This window comes from Xylophilus sp. GOD-11R (assembly GCF_033546935.1).
Classification (GTDB): Bacteria; Pseudomonadota; Gammaproteobacteria; order Burkholderiales; family Burkholderiaceae_C; genus Xylophilus.
In genome coordinates, this window is the sequence record NZ_CP137854.1 from 1,804,036 (window position 1) to 1,826,004 (window position 21,969).

The 21,969-nt window shown below is 61.6% G+C and carries 26 protein-coding genes and 1 tRNA gene; 18 read left to right on the forward strand and 9 right to left on the reverse strand.

All coding sequences use genetic code 11. The annotated features are described in order from the left end of the window. Window positions 1-15 precede the first annotated feature (15 nt). From R9X41_RS08435 to R9X41_RS08480, 10 genes are all read left to right on the forward strand, one after another. Window positions 16-408 (forward strand): NlpC/P60 family protein, encoded by a 393-nt coding sequence (locus R9X41_RS08435; protein WP_318634427.1) that lies wholly within the window; start codon window positions 16-18, stop codon window positions 406-408. Then, window positions 402-2,867, forward strand: coding sequence for a host specificity factor TipJ family phage tail protein (locus R9X41_RS08440; RefSeq protein ID WP_318634428.1), 2,466 nt, complete (start codon window positions 402-404; stop codon window positions 2,865-2,867). The genes R9X41_RS08435 and R9X41_RS08440 overlap by 7 nt, the downstream gene beginning before the upstream one ends. A 26-nt stretch (window positions 2,868-2,893) precedes the next feature. Next, on the forward strand, window positions 2,894-4,129 hold the full coding sequence (locus R9X41_RS08445; RefSeq protein WP_318634429.1) for a hypothetical protein: 1,236 nt from the start codon (window positions 2,894-2,896) through the stop codon (window positions 4,127-4,129). Between the two features lie 2 nt (window positions 4,130-4,131). Next, window positions 4,132-4,533, forward strand: coding sequence for a hypothetical protein (locus R9X41_RS08450; protein WP_318634430.1), 402 nt, complete (start codon window positions 4,132-4,134; stop codon window positions 4,531-4,533). 2 nt (window positions 4,534-4,535) lie between these two features. Continuing rightward, window positions 4,536-5,033, forward strand: a complete 498-nt coding sequence (locus tag R9X41_RS08455; protein ID WP_318634431.1) for a hypothetical protein — start codon at window positions 4,536-4,538, stop codon at window positions 5,031-5,033. Continuing rightward, window positions 5,030-5,509, forward strand: coding sequence for a hypothetical protein (locus tag R9X41_RS08460; RefSeq protein WP_318634432.1), 480 nt, complete (start codon window positions 5,030-5,032; stop codon window positions 5,507-5,509). Before R9X41_RS08455 ends, R9X41_RS08460 begins: the two co-directional genes overlap by 4 nt. Next, window positions 5,506-6,078 carry an N-acetylmuramidase family protein gene (locus tag R9X41_RS08465; protein WP_318634433.1) on the forward strand — a complete coding sequence of 191 codons (573 nt, stop codon included), beginning with the start codon at window positions 5,506-5,508 and terminating at the stop codon, window positions 6,076-6,078. Before R9X41_RS08460 ends, R9X41_RS08465 begins: the two co-directional genes overlap by 4 nt. Then, window positions 6,075-6,659: a hypothetical protein gene (locus R9X41_RS08470; RefSeq protein WP_318634434.1), complete on the forward strand. Its 585-nt coding sequence runs from the start codon at window positions 6,075-6,077 to the stop codon at window positions 6,657-6,659. Before R9X41_RS08465 ends, R9X41_RS08470 begins: the two co-directional genes overlap by 4 nt. 393 nt (window positions 6,660-7,052) lie before the next feature. Next, entirely contained in the window at window positions 7,053-8,198 is a 1,146-nt protein-coding gene (locus R9X41_RS08475; RefSeq protein ID WP_318634435.1) for an acyltransferase family protein, read from the forward strand. A 132-nt stretch (window positions 8,199-8,330) separates the two neighbouring features. After that, a complete protein-coding gene (locus tag R9X41_RS08480) occupies window positions 8,331-8,759 on the forward strand; it encodes a thermonuclease family protein (RefSeq protein WP_318634436.1) in 429 nt (142 codons plus the stop codon). Window positions 8,760-8,787: 28 nt separating this feature from the next. On the opposite strand, the gene R9X41_RS08485 is transcribed toward R9X41_RS08480, so the two are convergent. The 4 genes from R9X41_RS08485 to R9X41_RS08500 are packed head-to-tail and all read right to left on the reverse strand — an operon-like array spanning window position 8,788 to window position 11,362. After that, entirely contained in the window at window positions 8,788-9,267 is a 480-nt protein-coding gene (locus R9X41_RS08485; RefSeq protein WP_318634437.1) for a hypothetical protein, read from the reverse strand. Beyond that, window positions 9,264-10,571: a Y-family DNA polymerase gene (locus tag R9X41_RS08490; RefSeq protein ID WP_318634438.1), complete on the reverse strand. Its 1,308-nt coding sequence runs from the start codon at window positions 10,569-10,571 to the stop codon at window positions 9,264-9,266. Before R9X41_RS08490 ends, R9X41_RS08485 begins: the two co-directional genes overlap by 4 nt. A 7-nt stretch (window positions 10,572-10,578) precedes the next feature. Next, window positions 10,579-11,022, reverse strand: coding sequence for a LexA family protein (locus R9X41_RS08495; protein WP_318634439.1), 444 nt, complete (start codon window positions 11,020-11,022; stop codon window positions 10,579-10,581). Window positions 11,023-11,053: 31 nt separating this feature from the next. Next, window positions 11,054-11,362 carry a hypothetical protein gene (locus R9X41_RS08500; protein ID WP_318634440.1) on the reverse strand — a complete coding sequence of 103 codons (309 nt, stop codon included), beginning with the start codon at window positions 11,360-11,362 and terminating at the stop codon, window positions 11,054-11,056. A 57-nt stretch (window positions 11,363-11,419) separates the two neighbouring features. On the opposite strand from R9X41_RS08500, the gene R9X41_RS08505 reads away from it, so the two are divergent. Then, entirely contained in the window at window positions 11,420-11,734 is a 315-nt protein-coding gene (locus R9X41_RS08505) for a hypothetical protein (protein ID WP_318634441.1), read from the forward strand. Then, the gene (locus R9X41_RS08510) at window positions 11,731-11,985 is read left to right on the forward strand and encodes a hypothetical protein (RefSeq protein WP_318634442.1); all 255 of its coding nucleotides are present in this window, start codon (window positions 11,731-11,733) and stop codon (window positions 11,983-11,985) included. Before R9X41_RS08505 ends, R9X41_RS08510 begins: the two co-directional genes overlap by 4 nt. 13 nt (window positions 11,986-11,998) lie before the next feature. Here the strand turns inward: R9X41_RS08510 and R9X41_RS08515 are convergent, their stop codons facing one another. Beyond that, window positions 11,999-12,265, reverse strand: a complete 267-nt coding sequence (locus tag R9X41_RS08515; protein WP_318634443.1) for a hypothetical protein — start codon at window positions 12,263-12,265, stop codon at window positions 11,999-12,001. Between the two features lie 52 nt (window positions 12,266-12,317). Between R9X41_RS08515 and R9X41_RS08520 the strand changes: the two genes are divergently transcribed. Together R9X41_RS08520 and R9X41_RS08525 are read left to right on the forward strand one after the other, a co-directional pair. Continuing rightward, window positions 12,318-13,046, forward strand: coding sequence for an SOS response-associated peptidase (locus R9X41_RS08520; protein WP_318634444.1), 729 nt, complete (start codon window positions 12,318-12,320; stop codon window positions 13,044-13,046). 865 nt (window positions 13,047-13,911) lie between these two features. After that, window positions 13,912-14,187: a hypothetical protein gene (locus tag R9X41_RS08525; protein ID WP_318634445.1), complete on the forward strand. Its 276-nt coding sequence runs from the start codon at window positions 13,912-13,914 to the stop codon at window positions 14,185-14,187. 176 nt (window positions 14,188-14,363) lie between these two features. Here the strand turns inward: R9X41_RS08525 and R9X41_RS08530 are convergent, their stop codons facing one another. From R9X41_RS08530 to R9X41_RS08540, 3 genes are all read right to left on the reverse strand, one after another. After that, window positions 14,364-15,617, reverse strand: coding sequence for a leucine-rich repeat-containing protein kinase family protein (locus R9X41_RS08530; protein WP_318634446.1), 1,254 nt, complete (start codon window positions 15,615-15,617; stop codon window positions 14,364-14,366). Window positions 15,618-15,674: 57 nt separating this feature from the next. Next, window positions 15,675-15,875 carry a hypothetical protein gene (locus R9X41_RS08535; RefSeq protein ID WP_318634447.1) on the reverse strand — a complete coding sequence of 67 codons (201 nt, stop codon included), beginning with the start codon at window positions 15,873-15,875 and terminating at the stop codon, window positions 15,675-15,677. A 227-nt stretch (window positions 15,876-16,102) separates the two neighbouring features. Continuing rightward, window positions 16,103-16,762, reverse strand: a complete 660-nt coding sequence (locus R9X41_RS08540) for a phosphatase PAP2 family protein (RefSeq protein ID WP_318634448.1) — start codon at window positions 16,760-16,762, stop codon at window positions 16,103-16,105. A gap of 119 nt (window positions 16,763-16,881) precedes the next feature. Between R9X41_RS08540 and R9X41_RS08545 the strand changes: the two genes are divergently transcribed. The 3 genes from R9X41_RS08545 to rimO all read left to right on the forward strand — a co-directional run bounded on the left by R9X41_RS08545 (window position 16,882) and on the right by rimO (window position 19,192). Continuing rightward, window positions 16,882-17,052, forward strand: coding sequence for a hypothetical protein (locus R9X41_RS08545; protein ID WP_318634449.1), 171 nt, complete (start codon window positions 16,882-16,884; stop codon window positions 17,050-17,052). A 111-nt stretch (window positions 17,053-17,163) separates the two neighbouring features. Continuing rightward, entirely contained in the window at window positions 17,164-17,739 is a 576-nt protein-coding gene (phaR, locus tag R9X41_RS08550; protein WP_412556673.1) for a polyhydroxyalkanoate synthesis repressor PhaR, read from the forward strand. Between the two features lie 46 nt (window positions 17,740-17,785). Further along, window positions 17,786-19,192, forward strand: coding sequence for a 30S ribosomal protein S12 methylthiotransferase RimO (gene rimO, locus R9X41_RS08555; protein WP_318634450.1), 1,407 nt, complete (start codon window positions 17,786-17,788; stop codon window positions 19,190-19,192). A 368-nt stretch (window positions 19,193-19,560) separates the two neighbouring features. Here the strand turns inward: rimO and R9X41_RS08560 are convergent. Then, a tRNA-Leu gene (locus R9X41_RS08560) sits at window positions 19,561-19,645 on the reverse strand. 33 nt (window positions 19,646-19,678) lie between these two features. Between R9X41_RS08560 and rnr the strand changes: the two genes are divergently transcribed. Then, the gene (gene rnr / locus R9X41_RS08565; RefSeq protein ID WP_318634451.1) at window positions 19,679-21,943 is read left to right on the forward strand and encodes a ribonuclease R; all 2,265 of its coding nucleotides are present in this window, start codon (window positions 19,679-19,681) and stop codon (window positions 21,941-21,943) included. Window positions 21,944-21,969: the final 26 nt, after the last annotated feature.

Consider the following 21,969-nt stretch of genomic DNA (forward strand, 5'->3'; position numbering starts at 1 on the left):
TCCAGCCTTGCTCCCTTGCTCTCGCCATCCGAGTTCGCCGCCAAGATGGTGGGTATCCCATGGCGCAAATGGCGGTCAGATTTCCGCGCCTGCGATTGCTTCGGTTTGATCGTGCTCTGGTTCCGGCATGTTGTTGGAATTGAGCTCGGGCCGGTGCCCCACACCGACATTGCCAATGGCTTCAGCCAGGCGGCGGGTTGGCTCGAGAGCCCCCCAGAGGCTGGGGCCACCTGTTGGATGGCGTGGCGCGACGGGGCGCCAACGCACTGCGGAATTCTGCTTACGGCCGACTCGGTGCTTCACGCCGAGGGTGGCGAAGAGCATCCAGGAAGCGTGCGAGTTTCCCGGCTGCGCGCCGTAGAGCTGGTGTACGGGCAAATCCGCTTCTACCGGTACACAGCATGCTGACCATCCTCAACGATCCGGCCGGTCTCACGGGCCGCCAGCGGCACGAATGGGACTTCGACATCACCGTGCAAGCGAACATCGAGCGCCACCTCCGATCGGGAGGTGGCTGCAAGGTACTCGCCCTGGGAATCGAAATCGACCCGCTGGTCGACCCGCTGCTTGACCGGCACCCGACAGTTGTTGACTCTGTGACTGTCGTCCGCCGGCCTGAAGGGCTCGAAGCGTTGGCATACCTCGTAATCGCAGCCATCGCGGCAGTCGCCGTCACCTATGCCTTGATGCCCAAGGTAGCCACCTCGGCCAGCGGCAAGGACAGCCCAAACAACCAACTGACAGGCCAGACGAACGTCGCCCGGGCCTACCAGGCGATCCCCGACGTCTACGGCTACCGTCGAGTCTGGCCCGACCTGATCCAACCCAGCACGGTCGAATACATCGACCACATCAAATACGTTACCGAGTGGATGTGCATCAGCCGCGGGAAAGGAGCGATCACCGCAGTTAACTATGCAGAGACGCCGATCGGAGACATCGCCGGCGCTAGCTATGAGGTTTTCTCGCCGGTCGCAACGTCGGGCTATCCCGAGTTCGGCCAGACCACGCTGCTCGATGTGTTGGAGACTTTCGCTAGCGACGAGGTCAACGGCCAAGAGCTTGTGCCTAGCGCCGCCTATGCGCCAGTGATGCGCAGCAGCAGCGTGTCATACGACACCGTACAGGGCCAGCCCGGGATCACGATCACCTTACCGGATGGCGCGGACCTTGCACAACTCAAGAGTCTGGCACCGACCGGGTTCGCCGCGGTTGCGTTTGCTGCCGGGGAAGAGTCGAGAACCTTCTACGGCAAGCTTTCAGGGTTCAACACCAACGGCGGAGGGTGCGCTCTTCACTTCGAGTCAGGGCCTCAGGCAGCAACGGCATCTTTCGGTGCCGGTTCCGTTACGATCACGCCAGATGCGACGACCATCACGGTCGCCGGCCCCTACACCCTGCCGGTGACTGGCAGCCGAATCCGATGGAACACGGTGTTTCTGCGAGGCCTAAGAGGATCGGTCACCATCCGTGCCGAGTGGTGGCAGGTCGACAATGGCGGCGCCGAGCTTCCGGGCACGAGGCAATCTCAAAACAATACCTACACAGCAAAGACCTACGACCAACGGTTCTACACGACAGATGTGATTCCGGCGGCGGGAACAGGGCGTTATCGAATCCAGTTCACGCGCACGTCGGCCGTCATTGGAGACGGCAGTTTCGATGTTGCCAAGCTGGAGGAGCTCTACGCCGTTCGGCATTACCCGGCAAAGGTCCTGCCTGGCGTTACGGTGATTCGTGTCACCACGAAGGCCACCGAGGACGCGACCGGCTACAGCGACCGCAAGTTCAACCTTCGTTGGCTCAGGCACGTCCGGGCGCTCTCGAATGACACCCTGGGCCCATCTCGAAATTTTGCCCGGGCCATGGCTCACATTTGGACTATCAGCGGGAACAGAATCGCGGAACTGGACACGGCACGTCTGGCCGCGATCAATGCCGAATTCGGTGAGGAGCATCCGTTGCTCCGGTTTGACGCCAGCCTAGATGACGCAGACATGAGCCTGGGCGATCGCCTGCAGCTTGCTGCGGACGCCGCCCGGTGCGTTCTTTGGCGTGACGGCCAGAAATGGACCGTTACCCGCGATCAGCGGCGAAGCTACCCAGAGCTCCAGCTGGATTACCGGAATCTGGCAGCCGGCGGAGAGTCAGCAATCAGCTACGCAGCCCACCTGCCGGCTAGCAACGACGGCGTGGAGGTCGAATACATCGACGAGCTGAGCCAAGCAAAAAAAGCATACATCCGCCTCAGCATCGCTTCGGGCGCAGTGGTTTCGATGGAGGCAGGCAACCCGAAGAAGGTGAAGCTAGCGGCCTGCACCACCGCGGCGCAAGCCAACAACCGCGGGCAGTTCGAGGCGCGGCGACTGCTGTACCAGCGGGTGAGCGTGACTGACACTGCGATGAGCGATTCGGGCACGCTGGGTATCGGTTCGCTCGTCCGGTGGATTGACCCAAATGATTTTGCCGGGGACGATGGATTGCAGGCGGGGGAGGTCCTGGCGATCAAAGGAAATTTCATAGCCACCAGCGAGCCGCTGGATTGGAAAGGGGAGCCGGACGGGCGGATTCTGTTCACCGGTCCGGATGGCAGGCACCTCGGCGCTCCCATCCGATGCTTGCCAGTGGTTCACGCCAACGGAGCAATAGTGCCCGATTTTGTCGAGCTCACGAACGTGCCGGACGGCTTATACGTGGCAGACGGTGAGCGCCAGCTCGGAAGCCGATACGCTTTTGCAGTTGGCCTGACGGATGCCGAGGTTGAATCTGCCGGCCTATTCCTCACGACATCGATCAAGCCCGATTCCGCCACCAGCGCGGTGTTGGCATTGGCGGAATACGACGAGCGGATCTACGCGGGCGATTGACCGCGCCTTCCTAGCATTTGGTGTCCATGACGACACCCACGAGCGCTCCTGTTCCGAGCACCAGTCCGACCGATTTGCTGTTCAACGCCGAAAAGTTGGACCAGGCAATCAATTCGGCGGCCCTGAACTTCGTTGACCGGCTCGGAAGGGCGCGCCACACTTGGTCAGGACTGGAAGCCCAGGTCGATCTGGAAGCTACTGCGCAGCGCAGTCAAATTCAATCAGCGGCCAATTTAGTGCTGGGTCAGGCTGGCTACGCACCGCCCGTCTTGTATGCCGCAGGCCTCCCGATGACGACGCAGACCCAGACGGTCGATTACTCGGGCAACACCTACGCGCCGAAACCATCAGCACTTCCGTTCACGACCGGCAGCACCTTCGATCCCACAAAGTTCCGGCTGATCCAAGGAATTAGTGGCGGCGACCTGGCGGAGGTTGGCGCAGCGGCGCTCATAGGCACCGCCAGCGGCATGTCCGCCCAGGGCACCTTTGATCTGCTGCTGGCCAACGGCGGCACGCGCAACAAGATCATCAACGGCAACTTCGCCGTCAGCCAGAGCGCGCAGACCGGAACGATCACGCTCGGCCCGAACCAGTACGGCCCGCACGACATGTGGCGCGCTGGTGCCGGCGGGTGCGTCTACACGTTCTTCTCGAACGGCATCGATACGGTCGTCACCATCGAGTCGGGCACGCTGGTGCAGGTCATCGAGCCGCTGTTGATCCAGGGCGCGAACTACTGCATCAGTTGGGCGGGCAGCTCGCGGCTGCAGACCGGCGGCGGCACATCGGCTGCCTCGCCGTACCTGCCGGCCTACACCGCGCCGGGCGCCTCTGGCATCGGGGTGGAGTTCGGCCCGGGCAGCCTGACGCTGGTGCAGTTCGAACCGGGCCCAGCGCCGACACCTTTCGAACGCCGGCTGTATCCGATCGAGCTGGCCCTGTGCCAGCGCTACGCCTGCCAGGGCGGAGACACGCCAAACGCATTCGTCCTGATTGCGCAGGCGAACACAACCACTCAGGCATTCGGCCATATCGCATTTCCTCAGCCGATGCGTACCCCTCCTACGTTTACTGCTGCAGCCGGCGCATTCCGCCTTGGCGGAGAAGTGGTCGGTGCGCTGGTGCCGGTGTCCATCACGCGATTCGGCGTCCTGGTGTCGTTCGCGCCCATGGGCTCGTTCACGCCCGGGGACGCCGTGTTGATCACACAGAGCGTCAACCCTAACGGCCCCATCTGGAACGCCAAGGCAGGACTCTGACCATGTACCAACTTACCGCAGTCCCGGGCATCATCCTGCGCACCACCGATGGCTATTTTGTCCCTGTGGCAGAGGGGAACGCCGACTACCTGGCCTACCTCGCGTGGGTCGAGGAGGGCAACGAGGCCGAGCCTGCGCCGGCGCCCGAGCCCGACGAAGCTTCGGTGCCGCGCTCCGTCACGCCTAGCCAGGCGCGCGAAGCCCTTATCGACGCCGGCCTGCTGGAGCAGGTCGAAGCGGCAATCAATGCAATTCCTGGCGTCGAAGGTCTGAAGGCCCGCAACAAGTGGGAGCACGCAACGAGCGTTGATCGCGACTGGCCGCTCCTGGCGCAGGTATCCGAGGCGCTGGGGTTGTCAGATGCTGACCTCGATGCGCTCTTCGCGGCGGCTGGAAAGCTCTGACCATGATGCTCGGCATGTACCCCGCAGCGGGCGAGCCTACCCAGCCGCCTGACCACATGGCCGCCCGGCTGGCGGATCTTCACATTGTGCTGCGCATTGCCCTGGCCCTGGGCCTGGGCGGCGTTATGTGGAACGCGTACAAGGGTGGTGCGCTGACGCTGTTCAGCGAGCAGACCATGGTCTATCAAGCCGCGCGGCAGGCGGGCTGGCCGCACGGCATCGTCTGGCTTTTTGCCCTGGGCCTGGTGCTGCCGATTCCGCGCCTGGTGGCGGTGATCGGTTGGCCTCACTGGCGCTTCAACCGGGTGAGCGCAAAGGTGGCGGTGTTCGGCGCGTACTTCAACGCGCTCGGAAGCGCCGGCCTGGCCTACGGCTCCATCCCCTTCAAAGACACCGCCCTGACCCTGCAGTTCATGGGCAACGGGCTTTTCTCCATCGTGGCCGGCTTCCTTATCGGAGTCATCCTGAACACGGATCTGAAGTGGGAGCGCTTGGAATGATTTCGCTCAAAACCCGCCGGATCGGCTTGGCGGTCCTGCCGCTGTGGCTGACTTCTGTTGCGCTGCTCTGGCCCCATGCGGCCTATGCCCTGACCCAGGTGCAGTACATCCAGCAATTCGACTGGGCAAGCCTCGGCACGACGTGCGGCATCGCCATCGTCGGCGGTACCGGTCCCACGCTGGTGGCTTTGCTCACCGACCAGTTCGTGCTGACCAATGTCCTGCAGCGCACGGTGAAGGACATCGGTATCGCAGCAATTAACGGTGCGATCTTCTTCGTAGGCGTCATCGTGGTCGAGAGCTTCAAGGTGGACGTGCCTGACGGCATCGCCTTCGCTGGTGTGCTGTGCGCGGGCTGGGCGCGGCGGGACTTCATCCGCCTGGTCAGCACAGGCGTGCAGCAGCTGGCGAAAGGGCTGTTCCTGCGCCTGCTGGTGCGCCTGGGCATTGGCTCCGACGAGCGAGGTGCGCCATGACGCGCTACCCGCTTTCAGAAACGGACTTCGCGCTGGCTGCAGCGGCACTTGGCTGCGCCGTGCCGGCGGTCAAGGCGGTATGCATCGTCGAAGCTCCTGGCGGTGGCTTTCAGGATGACGGCCAAGTGCGGATCCTGTTCGAAGGTCACGTCTTCCATCGCCTGACAGGCGGCAGATTCGACGCGGCGGCGCCAGACCTCAGCAACGTCAAGCCGGGCGGGTATGGCTTGGAGTCGTCGCAACATGACCGGCTGCAGCGAGCCGTGGCGCTGAACCGTGACGCAGCGCTGCGGTCGGCCAGCTGGGGAAAGTTCCAGATCATGGGCTTCAACTTCCCTTCTTGCGGGTTCGGGTCGCTGCAGTCGTTCATCAATGCTATGCACGACAGCGAGTCGGCGCAGCTCGATGCGTTCGTTGAATTCATCCTGGCCAACCCGGGGCTTGCGCGAGCGATCCGCGCTCAGGACTGGACCACCTTTGCGCGGCTCTACAACGGGCCCGACTACGCCAAGAACCAGTACGACGTGAAGCTGGCGAAGGCGTTCACCGCAGCTAAGGCGTCTGCATGAGCCCGCTGTCGCTCATCGTCAAGGTATCAGCGACTGCCTGGCTTTGCATCGTCGGTGGGCTGATCGCCATAGCCAGCGTCCAAACGCTGCGGCTGAGCAATGCCGAAAGGGATATCGCGCAGCTGGAGGCGGCCGCCGCCAAGGGCACGGCGGCGCGGTCCGTCGCCTATGCCGCTGACTCCGACCGCACCGCTGGCAAGGAAGCGGTCCACCACACGTCTATCCAGAAAGCCTCCGATGACTTCACCCAGGCCGCTCCTGCTCGCGCTGTCGATTTCAGCGCTGACCTTGCTCGCACTCGCCGGCTGCTCGACAGCGCCAACGATCGAGCCGCCAGTTATCGGGCGCAAGCCGAATCCGGGGCCGCTGCCTGCAGTCATCTTGCAGATCGATCGACGGCCCTCGACCGACAGCTTGCAGAAGGCGTCGGTGTGGTCGCAGAACTCCGTGCAGCTCTTGAACGCCGAGACGCCGAAGTAGCGCTACAGGGCGCGGTGATCGATGCGGACCGGGCGCTCTTCAGCCCAGTTGAGCAGCCGAAGCCAGCGATTTTTGAACCTCCCAGAGCGCCACAGCTCTAGTTTCCCGGGAAAAATGTTACCGACTTGTTGTTTTGGCTACATTGCTGACAACTTTTCTAACAACTTACATACAATGTCACCTTTGACATCGTCTACTGATCTTGCTGCTGGCGCTCTCGAAAACTCTTATGCACGAAGAATCTTTTAATCATGAGGCGCTCGGTTATCTCAACAGCAAGACCTTGCCTGAGCACCCGCCAGCTCCGCCCACTAATCGATTCTCAGTTTTGTTGCGCAATTTGATCCGGTATGTCAAAGAAGACGGTCCAATCGATCAAATGTGGAGGGGTCGGTATGAAAAGTCTGATTTGGATCAGCCGCAGCATTAAACAAAAGAGTTTGATTTCCCACATTATTATTGTGTGAGTACGCTTCTTTATTTGCGTTAATTACATGCAGAAATTGAACGAAGTTACTTCTTTGGCTCATCCCGAAACCATATCGTCGCGGTACAAATCAATCGGGGGCTTCACCACTGGTTTTGACTATCTCCGAATAGGCTTGGCATGCGCAGTGGTGTTTCAGCACAGCTTCCTTGCGAGCTATGGGCACTCGAGTAATTCATATATTTGGGCTGACTGGCACAGAGTTTTTTTTGCGCCCATTCTTTTGATGTTTTTTGCGTTAAGCGGATTTCTCGTCGCTGGCAGCTTGAAGAAAAACCCGAGTGTCACCTCGTTTGTGACGCTAAGAGCGGTCAGGCTGGTGCCAGCGTTAGCCATTGAGATTTTGCTTTCCGCATTACTGTTGGGGCCGGTGCTAACTGTGCTCCCACTATCGGAATACTTTTCAAGCAAAACCTTTTATGCATACTTCGCAAATATAGTCGGTCATATAAGATTTTTCCTGCCGGGTGTTTTTCTTGATAATCCTGCGGCTAAGTTCGTGAACATTTCGTTGTGGACTGTTCCTTATGAACTTGAGTGTTATTTGGCATTGATTTGCTTGTGGCTTTCTGGAGTTATTAAACGGCGGGCGGCGGTAGTTGGTATCACTGCTGCAGTCATTTTGGCGGGAACCGTATCCGCTTTTTTTGAATACGACCATGGGTGGGCCAATAATGCACCATTGCCCCGATCACTCATTGCAGCTTTTTTGGTTGGCCTTTGCATCAACCTATACGCAGATCGAGTGCGGTTAAATTGGCAGATTGCATGTGCCTGCTTGGCTGGGCTAATACTCACAACTGTAGGTTATCAGACTGTATATCTGGCAGCAGGCTTTGCGGCGTACATCGTTGTTTATCTTGGAATGATGAATCCCGCGAAAAAAAGTTTCCTTTTTTCTGGCGATTATTCATATGGTCTGTATTTGTTCGCCTTTCCAATACAACAAACTTACAGCCTTCTCTTTCCAGAACATAGAGTTTGGTATTTGAATTTCTTTTTTGCAATGGTTTTTGGCCTTGTGTATGCGGCTTTTTCTTGGTGGGTAATAGAGAAGCCGGTCTTATCGAAGAAAAAGAAGATAGTTGACTACGCCGAGCAGTACACCTCCCGATTTGAAGCAAGATTTCAGATTCGCCGATTCTCGCGTTAAATAAATATCGCCGAAAAAGCACGCTGTAGAATTGGTACGCGCCAAGAAAGCGGCGCAAGCATTTCTGTATTTGCGCTTTCTGGCCGGTAGATTGGCTAACCATCCTGCGTAACGCAATCCGCAAATGACACCGTGATAGGGGCTATCCTCCTTTGTCTCGTCGTCGGCATCGCCGACGGCGACACCCTCACTGCTCGCTGCGGCGAGCCCGGCGCCTACCAGCAGGTCAAGGTGCGCATAGCTGCGATCGACGCGCCTGAGCGGCGCCAGCCCTTCGGTGAGGTCTCGCGTCAGTATCTGGCCGACCTATGCAACTTGCAGGAAGCCGAGATCCGCGTGCGGTCCAAGGATCGATACGGGCGCACCGTTGCTGACGTGAAATGCCGCGACCAAGATGCGGCGGAAAATCAGGTGAGGGCGGGCATGGCCTGGTACTACACGCGGTACGGCCAGGGCTATGGGGGCTTGGCGATCGTGGAGCAGGAGGCTCGACGTGTCCGCGCAGGCTTGTGGGCCGATCGCGATCCTGTGCCGCCGTGGCAGTGGCGCAGGACCAAATAGCACGCACCTGCCAGGCCTGAGTCGCCGGTTAGTGGAAGAGATCCGGTTGTGCGGGCGGCATTTGTTTGACGGCCACGGCAGTAGGTGGCGCAACAGGTCGAACCGAGCGAACTTCGAACCATGCTGTGTGCGAATCGGCCAGCCCACGCATGCCCTCGGCCCGGGCTTTCGCGGTGGCCGAAATCCAGGCCTCGGCCAGCGCGCGCTCCGATTCGGTCAGCTCGTCGGCGCTGCTGTCCTGCGCCAAGCTGAAGGCCCGAAGCGCGCCGGGCACCGCCAGCGGCCCGTGCAGCGCGCGTTCCAACGCGAGCCGATATCGCCACTCCGCATCCCCTGGTTCGGCACCCGGGTAGGGCGTGTAATCCTGCAGCGTGATCGACACCAGCCGCCGGGCTGCGGTGACGGCCGCATCGGCCTCGTGGTCGATCTTGTCCAGCGTGCGGCCACGCGTCTCGGCCATCGCGGCGCCGATGGCGGCGAACACCTCTTCGCGGGTGCGTTTCTTCATGCGATCACCAGCGGCATGCTGTCCCAGCAGGTCGTGTAGTCGGGCGTGCGGCGCTCGGCCTTCATAACCCATCGCCGGCGGCTGCCGTCCAGGCCGGCGCTGGCCATTGCCACGGTGCCCCGGCCGTAGCGCTGATTGAGCACGTCGACTGCCTTCATCAGACCGCCGCGGTCCTCGACGCCATCGTCGAGCTCCAGCTCGCCCTGTTCTACGGTGCCGTCCTGCAGGTCGAGCAGGTGCACGCCGGCCTTGGACATGTTGTAGCCCGGCCGGTAAATCGCCTCCATGCCGCGCACGGCCGCCTGCACCAGCAGCCCGGTGTCCGCCGTGGCCTTGCGCAGCGGCACCATGATCGCTCGGCTGTATTGCTTGTCCTGCCGGCGGAAGGGGCTGGTGTGCACGAAGACGCTGACCTGGCCGGCCAGGCTGTTCTGCCGGCGCAGTTTCTCCGCGGCGCGCTGCGCGAACTCGGTCACGGCCTCGGTCAGATCCTGTAGCCGCGTCACCGGCCGGCCGAAACTGCGGGTACTGGCGATTTCCTTCTTGTTCGGCGCCACCGCTTCCATGTCGACACAGGGCGTGCCCTGCAGCTCGCGCACGGTGCGCTCCAGCACCACGCCCCAGCGCGCGCGGACCATCGCCGCGTCCATGCGGGCCACGTCGAGCGCGGTCACCAGGCCATCTGCCTGCAGCTGCGCGCCGATGCGCCGACCGATGCCCCAAATGTCTCCCAGCTCGGTGGCCTGCAGCACCGCGTCCATGTCCGAGGCGGGTAGGGCGGCCAGGTTGGCGACCTGGGCGAACTCGACCGGGTAGCTGCCGGGCTTGCGTTCTGCGGTCTTGGCGACGTGATTTGCGAGCTTGGCCAGGGTTTTGGTGCCGGCGATGCCGATGCCGCAAGGGATGCCGATCCAGTCGAGTATGCGGCCGCGCACCGCGCGGGCTCGCCGCGTCACATCGCGCACGCCGGCGACATCGACGAAGCTCTCGTCGATGCTGTAAATCTCCTGCTCCGGACCGAGTCCGGCGGCCAGGCTCATCATCCGGTTGCTCATGTCGCCGTACAGGCCGTAGTTCGCGGAGAGCGCGACGATCGCGCCGTCAGGGAGTTTGTCGCGGATCTCGAAGTAGGGCGTGCCCATCTTGATGCCCAGGGCCTTGGCCTCGTTGCTGCGGGCGATCGCGCATCCGTCGTTGTTGGACAGCACGACCACGGCGCGCTCGCGCAGGCTGGGTCGGAATACCCGCTCGCAGCTCACGTAGAAATTGTTCCCATCGACCAGGGCAAAAAGCGGTGCGGCCATGGACACCTCACCGGCGGAACTGCTTGATGCTGGCCGTTACCACGCCCCAGACCTCAAGCGTCTGACCTTCGCGGGGCACGATGTCGGGATAGGTCGGATTGGCCGCCACCAGCCGGATGTGCCCGGCGCGCCGCTGCAAGTACTTCACCGTGAACTCGCCACCGTCGAGCACGGCCACCACAATGTGACCTTGCGCCGCTCGAATCGCCCGGTCGACCACCAGAACGTCGCCATCGAAGATCCCGGCCTCTTTCATCGAGTCGCCGCGGACTTTCACCAGAAATGTGGCCTGCGGGTGCTGCACCAGCTGTTCGGTCAGGTCGACGCGCTTGCAGTTGAAGTCATCGGCCGGGCTGGGGAAGCCGCAGCGGACGGTGTATTCGGCCAGCGGCAGGACGAGCGGCAACAGGGAAACAGGGACCGGGAGGCCCGGCAGCAGAGCGATGCTCATGGATCAAGGCAGTACGGAAGCGGAAGGGCAGTCAGGCGAGCCGGATCTCGAAATAGGCGCCGGTGTCCTCGCCGAGATCTCGCATGCCGGCCTGCTGAGCGAGGTTCGTCGCCTTCTGCCAAGCCATCGCCAACGCCTTGTCGTCGCCGGTCGGTGGCTCGTCGCCCTCGAAGGCCAACTGAAAAGCACGATGTGCTGCCATCACACCATCGGCGCCACCCAGCGCCTTCTCCAACGCAGCCGAGTAGCGCGACTCAGCGCGGATCCGATGCTCTATAGGTATGGGGTCGGCCCCCTCGAGGCTGACGGTGTACGGCGATTCGATGACGATGTGGTCCATGGCGAGCTCCTGCGTTTGGTACTGTTCAAATATACAGTCCTTCGGCACAATCGAGCAATGCGTATCGACCAACTCGCCATCGCTCTGCTCAGTCCGCTCGCGGTCTGGCTTACCCAGCAAACGGGCAATGAACGGCGTCAACGCTGGGCGTGCGTCGTGGGCCTCGTGTCACAGCCGTTCTGGTTCTACAGCGTGTGGCTTTCCGGCGACTGGGGCATCGGAGTGGGGTGCGTCATCTACACCGCAATCTGGGTGCAGGGGGCTTGGAAGTACTGGGTGGAACCGCGCCGCGCCGGCGGGTGGCCGTTGCGGCTGGTGACGGGAAGTGCTGGGGTGCGCATACAGTGGCGGAAACCATCGGAGACCCCATGAAGCGCCATGCCCTGCAAATCCTGTCGGATGACCCTGGAACCTACCGGTGGGTGGTGATGGAGCCGACGGACGACGCGCTCGCCTTCGAGCCGCACAGCCACGCCGAGTGTGACTACCCGGATTACGAGTCAGCGCTCAACGCTGGAACGCTGGCGCTGGCTGCCGCGGATGGTGAGGCGTATGAGAACGAGGCAGCCGACCCGGTAGGCGAAGGCGATTGCGGCGCGGTCGCTGACCTCCCGCCTACCTGATCAATATCGTCTTTCACTTCCTGCCGTGCGCAGAAATCTGTGCGGCTGCTTCACGGCCAGCTGCCGTGATGCCGGTTACACAGGCCCAAGATGTTGGCAAGCCCGGTATGTCTGGAGCGAAATGAGCTTCCACCAACCCGGCGGCGAAATACGAACGAACAAGATCTACCTCGTCGGTGGATGAAACAATCTGAGGAAATCGATTGGTGACCGTTATGCGTGCAAGAAGTCCGTAAACCTTGCGGAGCCGAGTACGGGATGGCGGGTTGAATTTTTTCACGCGCAATATTTTGCGAAGCGGCCCCCAACCGATCAATAGGTAAACCGGCCCAATGCCGCGCGTCGACGGCAAAGCCAGAATCCACGAGATGTGCTCCCACTACGAAGCGCCGCTGCGCAAATTGCTCCAGTCCGCATTTCCGTCCGCATCAGTCCTAGATGCCTGGGACAAGCCGGATATGTGGCCAGGGTACATCGGCCCTTTTCTTCGACGCTCAGATCATGCAAGCGTTGGCGATGATGCCGTGCCACCGCTGGAGGTTTTGACCGGCAACTTCGGGTTGTTGCCCCTATGGGCGAAAGATGAGAGCTTGGCCAAGCGCACCTACAACGCTCGATCTGAGACGGTTTCGGAAAAGCCGGCATTCAAAAACGCATGGCGCTGGGCGCAACATTGCATTATTCCCGCAACTGCAATCTACGAGCCTGATTGGCGAAGCGGCAAGGCCATCGCAACGCGGATCACCCGAGCCGATGACGAAGTGTTGGGCATTGCCGGGCTTTATGAACGCCGAAGTGGCGCCGACGGGGGATGGGCTTTCAGCTTCACCATGCTGACGTTGAACGCTAACGGTCACCCCATCTTCAAAGAATTGCACCGCTCTGACCCGAAACGACCGCCGGAGATGCAGGACAAACGCATGGTGGCGATCCTGCCGCGCGGGCTCTACGACGCGTGGCTTGACGCGCCGGCAGAACGATCGATTGATTTCATGCGGCAGTTTCCGGCGGATCGATTGATGGCAAAGGCGCGGCTGACGACTCCCGAATCGACTGGATAGGTATCCAGACTGCCAGGGAACTTCCCCGGGAACTTCGTGGCCCGAGCCGGTCCGCGATGGACACGTCTCCGCAGGAGCAGAGCTGACTGCATGTGACCTGATTAGCCAAGCAAACTGGTTCGAGTCCAATCGCGCCTACCAACTAACCATTGGTACTAAAGCCTTCCAGGTACATGATCTGGAAGGCTTTTTTCATTTCTGGCCAGCGCTCCAAAATACGGCCCATCCCACCCCGCCGTGCGCAGTTGGCGACGCCTTGTCGGGTCGCGGGTATTGGCTTGTTCCCAAGCAGATATTCCGTTGGCGAGCCTTGCCAAATGCTCAGGAGCTCTCGCGCGAACCGCCGTAATCGCCCTCGATGACCAATTTCGTTATCTGATCGAATCCAAGCCGGTCGTCAGGCTGGATTCGCTTGGCGGGAAGTGCCTGAAGGTCAGGGTGGCAAAAGACACGCGTCGGCGTGCCCACGACCCTTGACGATCGAGCGCAACCGGGCGATCGAGCTTTGCCCAAAATAGTTTGGTTGTTGGCACGGGTGACAGGCGCGCATGTCTTTCGCAATAATTTCTGAGGGCCTACGGTATGCGCTGTGTACCTTTTCATGGGTCTGCAGATCCCTATCTGACTCAGCCAGAACTCTTGCCCCGATTCATACATTCGCATCAAGGGCTTTGTCGTTCTGACTGCCTCTCAGACCAGCTCGATGGAGGCTTTGCTTGCGCAGCTGGCCGATCCGAAGACTACGCAGATCGTAGCGTTCGTCAGCGTGCACTTGGAGAATTCACGGCAACTTTGATGGGACCGATCTGATTCAGCGCATCCTCAAAATTGACGAGGGCGGCGCATTGCGCTTTTTGGAGCGCGGGTGAATTTGCGGGGCACGCGCGACGTCATTGCCGGATCGCTCGGCGGTACTTCGGAGGTCGACTCCATTCACAAATTCCACGACATCGATATGTATGCGGCGTCTGCCTTGCAAACGCGCCCTGATCTGATCGTGCTTGAAACGGGCATGCCCAAACAGGAGCCTATGGCGGCGGAATTACGCAAGGTCATAACCGATTGGCCGCGCCTGATCGAGTGTGGCAGCGCCATTCTGGATTTTGTGGGGGCAGGGTGCGCCGTGCGCCCGTGTGGGTGAGAAATATAGGTTGCGAATGGGCGTTCCGCTTCGTGCTGGAGCCACCTCGCCTGCTCAAGCGATACATCATCGGCAACCCGGTATTTCTGGCGCGCTCCATGTTGGTCCAGCGGCACATTTCGGTAACCGCGGAACGACGCTTCAATTTGGGTGACTATCGCGGCTCGAGTTGCGGGCTAGGCCAGCAATTCGCTGAGTTCGCCGACGTTTGCGCAGCGGCTGGTAATTTCTTCGATGAGTATCCGAAGCGCTCGGTTCTCGAAGCGCAACACGGCGGCCAATGCACCTGGTTCGAGGGCGGAAGTTCGCGACGCGGCGCCGAAATCACTGAGCAAGGCATTTCCGGTCGGATCGACCAAAAGGTTGTGCGCGTAGAGGTCACCGTGCGAAAGGCCCTGTTTGTGAAGGTGGGTGAGCGCTGCTGATGCCGCCTTGATCATCTTCGCCGCGCTTTCAGCGCTTATGGCCAGTCCCGAATCGTATATGTCCCGTGTGCACGAATCGAGACTGGGCGGCTGGGCAAGGGCTTGGTAGGTTTCGTTGAGGAGCGGCATGACCAACCCGTGCAAGCCAAGGGGGTGGTGGCTTATCTTGGCCAGCGCACCGATGAGATGCGCGTGTTTTCCTGCGGCGAGGCAGGCGTCCATTTCATCGCTCGGCCGGCCGTCGCTGGTGATGTCGCCCTTGAAAATCTTGATCGCTACTCGTTGGCCACCATTGCCATGCTGCCTGACCCGACCTTCGTGAATGACACCAGACGCACCTTCGCCCAGAACTTTGCCGAGTTGTAGTGATTCCCACGCTAGTTCCGGAATGATCGATGCGGGGGCCTGGTTCGCGTCCACCGGAGCGCTGAAGGGGTTTCCCGAGAACGCCAACCATGCCAACTTGGGCAAATCCAACAGACAAGCTGGAAACGTCGTCAATCGATTGGCTGCAATTCGAACCAACTCCAGGTTGCTGCATTTCGCCAAGTCTGCCGGAAGTTTCTGCAGCCTATTGCCGGCAAGCATCAGCTTCTGAAGGGCCGGGCGGTTTCCAATTTCCGTCGGAAGGGCCTCCAAAGCGTTGTCAGTCAAAATCAACCAGCGTAGCCGTTCCGGAAGGGCTGCTGCCTCCACCGATTGAATTTGATTGGCCTTGAATCCGAGGGTGTCGAGGGACGGGCATCGACCCAGCGCGATGGGCAATTCTGAAAACAGATTGTCCGAACAAAAAATGACTTTTAGCCTATGCAGCCTGTGCAGGTCCGCTGGAAGCTCGGTCAATTGATTGCCCGAAAGGTTCAGGACTTCCAGGGAATCAGCCAAGGAAAAAATTTCGCGCGGAAATTCTTTCAGTCCACCACTTAAATCCAGGCGCTTGATGCCGGAGAGTTGGCCGGCGAGTAGTTGGGAGTAGGTATCGCAGAAGTAAGTATCGGAGGTCATGCTCCCGCGAGCATGACATAACTCGGAATGCGCTCAGGGGCGGAAGGCAGCCAGGCTTCAGACGACAGCCAGACCCTCGCCCTGTGGGTTACCGACACCACCGGCCCGTGCCGCTCTTTGGCGGCGCATGTTCTGTTGCGCTATGGCTCGCGCTTTGGCGTCCAGTGAATCAGCCCGCCGCGCAACATTGGCCAGCCCGAAAAACAGCAGTCCGAACGGAACATAAAGGGCTAAGAGGCCAAGGGCGATCGGGGCCATGGAATCTCCTTCGTTATAAGAGCGACACCGTTGTCTTGAATGGGGAGCCGGGGGTGAGATTCCAACTAGGGTTTCTGCTGACGCCGTCACACGCTTGAAATAAGTCTGTGTATTACACGCCAAAATTCTGCTGGACCCTATCCGGCAAAACGCTGACTTTTCATAGAAATTTGGAATGGCGCTTATTGCCCCGAGCGTTGGGGCTTAGGAGACATCCGAGCCAGATCTCAGATGCGGCCGGTGTGGAGATCCGCGCGGGTATAGGGTTCGGTGACGCCCAGGAGTCGCACCACGGTGACTTCGATGAGCTGGGTGGTCGGTGCGGGGCGGCCGTGTTGAAACACCACCAGTCCCGCCACGAACACCATGGCGCCAGAAACGAAGATGCGAAGCGGCGAGCGGCTCTCCCGCGATTGACTCATGAACCAGGCGCTGCCGAGGAAGCCCACCAGCAGGCCCGCCAGCACTTCGGATGGCGAATGCGCGTCGAGGGGGATGCGCGAGAAGCCGATCGCCGCGGCGAACATGAAGCCCGAGACGATCAGCAGGCCGCGCATCGGCTGCCGGCGATTGCGACCGACCAGCCAGGCCACGACGGGCCAGAAGGCCGCGGAAAGCGCCGAATGCCCGCTCAGGCCTGTGAAATCGGCGGCGGCGCTGCCGATGCCCCAGCCCATGAAGGCGATCTTGGTGACCAGCGTGAGTAGGCCGACGCCGCCGAATGCAATGGCCCAGCGCACCGCCATGGCTCGCGAGCCCGGGGCGATCAGGAATGCCAGTCCCAGCGCCGCTGCTGCGGGCAATAGCAGTCCGCTGTCGCCGAACCAGGTCAGGGCGCTCCAGCTGAACCAGGAGGAAGAGGTGTAAGGCTCGGCAGAAAAATGCATGGAGAGAACGCGGAGGAGCGGGAGGCGGACGCGAGGAAATCAGACGAGCATTATCCGAGCCCGGTTGCTCTGTGGCCTAATCGCGGGTTACCCGTTTTCATTCATAGGAGTATCCCGTCATGGGCAACAAGATCGTTACCGAAGCTGATCGTAAAGCCACCCCGCCTCTGCCGGCCCTGCCTGGCACCTCGCTGCGCACTGGCGGCCGTGGCCAGAAGATCAGCCTGGAACGCGGCACCGCCACCCGCAGCAAGAAGAATCCCGGCAAGCGTCCCAGCAAGGGCGGTTGAACGTTTTCTTGCGGTCCGGCCGGGCGGCATTCTCCGGTCGGTCCTGCGGTAGCGGTGCCTAGAATGGCCGGCAGCTCAACAGTCCCGTCCCGGGGCGCAGGAGGTTCGGAATTGGTAGACGGTCACCACGATAAAGATGGCGGTGCGGATCCGGCCACACCTGCGGACAGTGGCCTGGCTCCGGACGCTGTTCGCGTCATCAAGAAATATCCGAACCGCCGGCTCTACGACACCGCGACCTCGGCCTACATCACCCTGGCCGAGGTCAGGCAACTGGTCATGGACAGCGTGCTCCTGGTGGTGCGCGATGCCAAGACCGGCGAAGACCTGACGCGCAGCATCCTGCTCCAGATCATCCTGGAGGAAGAGGCGGGCGGTGCGCCGATGTTCAGTGAGGCGGCGCTGGCCAACATCATCCGGTTCTACGGACATGCGATGCAGGGCTTCATGGGCGCCTACATCGAGAAGAACATGCAGGCTTTCTCGGATATCCAGAGCAAGCTGACCGAGCGGTCCGCCGGCATCACGCCGGAGATGTGGACCCAGTTCATGAAGCTGCAGCCGCCGCTCATGCAGAGCCTGCTGGGCAATTACGCCGAGCAGTCCAAGAGCAGTTTCCTGCAGATGCAGGAGCAGTGGCAGAAGCAGACCGAGCAGATGCTGGAAGCCTTCGGCCTTAAGCGCTGATCGCCCGCGTTTTGGCGGGGCAGGCCGCACAAGGGACAATACGCGGATGAGCGAAGTCCTTTCCCCCACGAAAACCAATTCCAGCACGCCGCCGCGTGTAGGCTTTGTCAGCCTCGGCTGCCCGAAAGCCCTCACCGACTCCGAACTGATCCTGACCCAGCTGAGTGCCGAGGGTTACCAGACTTCCAAGACCTACGAGGGCGCGGATATCGTCGTAGTTAACACCTGCGGGTTCATCGACGACGCGGTGCGCGAAAGCCTCGACACCATCGGTGAGGCCTTGGCCGTCAACGGCAAGGTCATCGTGACCGGTTGCCTCGGTGCCCGCAGCGGTGCCGATGGTGAAAACCTGGTGCGGCAGATGCACCCCAGTGTGCTGGCGGTGACCGGCCCGCATGCCACCCAGGAGGTGATGGATGCGATCCACCTGAACCTGCCGAAGCCGCACGACCCTTTCATCGACCTGATTCCTGGTGGATTCGGCGAGGCGGGCGTCAAACTGACGCCGCGCCACTACGCCTACCTGAAGATCAGCGAGGGCTGCAACCACCGTTGCACTTTCTGCATCATCCCTTCGATGCGCGGCGACCTAGTGTCGCGCCCGATCGGTGACGTGCTCAAGGAGGCCAGGGCGCTGTTCGAGGGTGGGGTGAAGGAGCTGCTGGTGATCAGCCAGGATACGTCGGCCTACGGTGTCGACGTGAAGTACCGCATGGGCTTTTACGAAGGCCGGCCGGTCAAGACCCGCATGCTCGACCTGGTGCAGGCGCTCGGGGAACTAGCCGAGCCGCATGGCGCCTGGGTGCGGCTGCATTACGTCTATCCCTACCCGAGCGTGGACGATGTGATTCCGCTGATGGCCCAGGGCCTGGCGCTGCCTTACCTGGATGTGCCCTTCCAGCACAGCCATCCCGATGTGCTGCGTCGCATGAAGCGGCCCGCCAGCGGCGAGCGGAACCTGGATCGCATCCGGCAATGGCGCGAGACCTGTCCGGAACTGGTGGTGCGCAGCACCTTCATCGCCGGGTTTCCGGGTGAGACCGAAGAAGAGTTCCAGCACCTGCTCGATTTCGTCCGTGAGGCCGGCATCGATCGTGCGGGCTGCTTCGCCTACAGCGCGATCGACGGCGCTGTCGCCAACGAGATCCCGGGCATGCTTCCGCTGGAGGTGCGTGAAGAACGCCGTTCGCGTTTCATGGCGGTGGCCGAAGAGGTTTCCGCCGAACGGCTGCGACGACGGATCGGCGCTTCGATGCAGGTGCTGATCGATTCTGCGCCGGCGCTGGGGCGCAAGGGCGGCGTGGGCCGCACGTATGCCGACGCGCCGGAGATCGACGGTGTGGTGAGGCTGCTGCCGCCCGAGAAGGCCAGCAAGACCTTGAGGGTCGGCGAGTTCACGCGTGCTCGCGTCGTTGCGACCGATGGGCACGACCTGGTGGCGCAGCCCATTTGAGCCTTGTGCATTGCCGGGCTGCGGCTGCCAGCCGCAGTTGGCAGGGGCAAACGGCCGCCGGAGCCGGTGAGGATTTGTTCTGGTTGGCTCTGCGACCGGCTCTCGATACGTGCTAAGGTGTTCACGAACCTAGTGTGGTTGCGCAGGCGCAGAAACTATTGCGGTTGTCGGCACCACGCCCGCTTTTGGCCCCTCTGCAAGCACGCCTCGTTTGCCATTCTTTCCGACAAATTCGCCGCTTTCCTCTTCGAGCCATATTGCTCATGGCCGCGACACCGCCGGCTATTGGCAACATTACCGGGCAAATCACCAGCTCCAAAACAAAAAACCCGACAGATCCAAAATCTATCGGGTTTTCGGGGTATTCATGGTGCCCAGGAGAGGACTCGAACCTCCACGATGTTACTCGCTAGTACCTGAAACTAGTGCGTCTACCAATTCCGCCACCTGGGCATTTCAGGAAAAACACGATTCTATACTAAAAAAATGAGTTCGATCAATACCGCTCTCGACGAGTTCAACGCCACCGTTCAAGGTCACCGTGACGGACATGGTTTCCTGCAGCGCGACGACGGCGAGGCCGATGTCTACTTGCCGTCCAACGAAATGCGCGCGGTGCTGCACAAGGACCGGGTGAAGGCCAAGGTGGTGCGCCATGACCGCCGTGGCCGGCCGGAAGGGCGCGTGCTCGAAATTCTGGAGCGCCCGCCCCAGCCCATCATTGGCAGGTTGCTGCAGGAAAGCGGCATCTGGCTGGTGGCGCCGGAGGACAAGCGCTACGGCCAGGACGTGCTGATTCCCAAGACGGCGATCGGCGACGCCAAACCCGGTCAGGTCGTGGTGGTGGAGCTCACCGAGCCGCCTGCGCTGTACGGCCAGCCGGTCGGCCGCGTCGTCGAGGTGCTGGGCGAGGTCGATGACCCCGGCATGGAGATCGAGATCGCCGTACGCAAATACGGCGTGCCGCACGAGTTCTCCGACGATGCACTGGCAGCAGCGAAAAATCTGCCCGACAAGGTGCGGCCCGCCGATCGCAAGAACCGGATCGACCTGCGCGACGTTCCGCTGGTGACGATCGATGGCGAAGACGCACGCGACTTCGACGATGCCGTCTACTGCGAGCCGGCGAAGGTCGGCCGGGGCAAGGGCTGGCGTCTGCTGGTGGCCATTGCCGATGTCAGCCATTATGTGAAGACCGGCGACGCGATCGACATCGACGCCTACGACCGCGCCACCAGCGTCTACTTTCCCCGCCGCGTGATTCCGATGCTGCCGGAGAAGCTCTCCAACGGGCTCTGTTCGCTGAACCCGGAGGTCGAGCGCCTGTGCATGGTCTGCGACATGCTGGTCAATGCCAAGGGCGACGTGCATGCCTACCAGTTCTACCCGGCGGTGATGTACAGCCACGCCCGGTTCACCTACACCGAAGTCGCTGCGATCCTGACCAACACCCGCGGGCCGGAAGCGGCGCGCCGCAAGGATCGGGTCGGTGATCTGCTGAATCTGGCCGATGTCTATCGTGCGCTGCTCGGTGCACGCGGCGTGCGCGGAGCGGTGGATTTCGAGACGACCGAAACCCAGATCGTCTGCGACGAGAACGGCCGCATCGAGAAGATCGTGCCGCGCACGCGCAACGAGGCCCATCGGGTCATTGAAGAGGCGATGCTCGCCGCCAACGTCTGCAGCGCCGATTTCGTGCTGCAGGGCAACCAGCCCGGCCTGTACCGGGTGCACGAAGGCCCCACGCCGGAGAAGAAGGAGATTCTTCGCAGCTACCTCAAGGCCATGGGCGTGGGCATGACCATCGGCGACGAACCGACGCCGGGCGAGTTCCAGGCCATCGCGCAGGCCACCAAGGAGCGACCGGACGCCCAGCAGATCCACAACATGCTGCTGCGCTCGATGCAGCAGGCCATCTACACGCCGTTCAACAGCGGCCATTTCGGGCTGGCCTACGAGGCCTACACCCATTTCACCAGCCCGATCCGGCGATATCCCGATCTGCTGGTGCATCGGGTGATCAAGGCGATCCTCGGCAAGTCCAAGTACCAGTTGCCCGCCCTGCCGACACCGGGCGAGGCGCACGCCAAGCTTGCCAAGCGACTGGCCCAGCGGGTGAAGGCACCGTCGCAGAAACCGATGAAGGTCGTCGGTTCGCCCAAGGACATGCAGGCCTGGGAAGCCGCCGGCCTGCATTGCAGCGCCAACGAGCGACGCGCCGACGAGGCCAGCCGCGACGTGGAGGCATGGCTCAAGTGCAAGTACATGCGCGAGCATCTCGGCGAGGAGTTCGGCGGCGTGGTCACGGGCTGCACCACCTTCGGCATCTTCGTCACGCTCGACGCCATGTACGTGGAAGGGCTGGTGCACATTACCGAACTCGGCGGGGAGTATTTCCGCTTCGACGAGGCTCGGCAGGAGTTGCGCGGCGAGCGCACCGGCATCCGTTATGCGGTGGGAACCCGGCTGCGCGTGCAGGTCAGCCGTGTCGACCTGGACGGCCGCAAGATCGACTTCCGCCTGGTGCGCGAAGGCGAGGATCTGCCCGTGCGTCCATCGCGTGAAAAGCCGGCCCGGGAGGCGTCGTCCGCCGCCGCGACCGCCAACAGCGAGAAGCGCGCGGCGCGTCCCAAGACGCGCAAGGGCGATGCCGGCGGCGAGGCCGCTCTGACGCTCGGTCGGCCGGTCAAGCCGTCGGCCAAGAAGTCGACCGGCAGCGCCAAGGGCAAATCCCGCAAGGCCCGCCGTTGAGCGTCATCTCCTGACTTCCGCTTTTT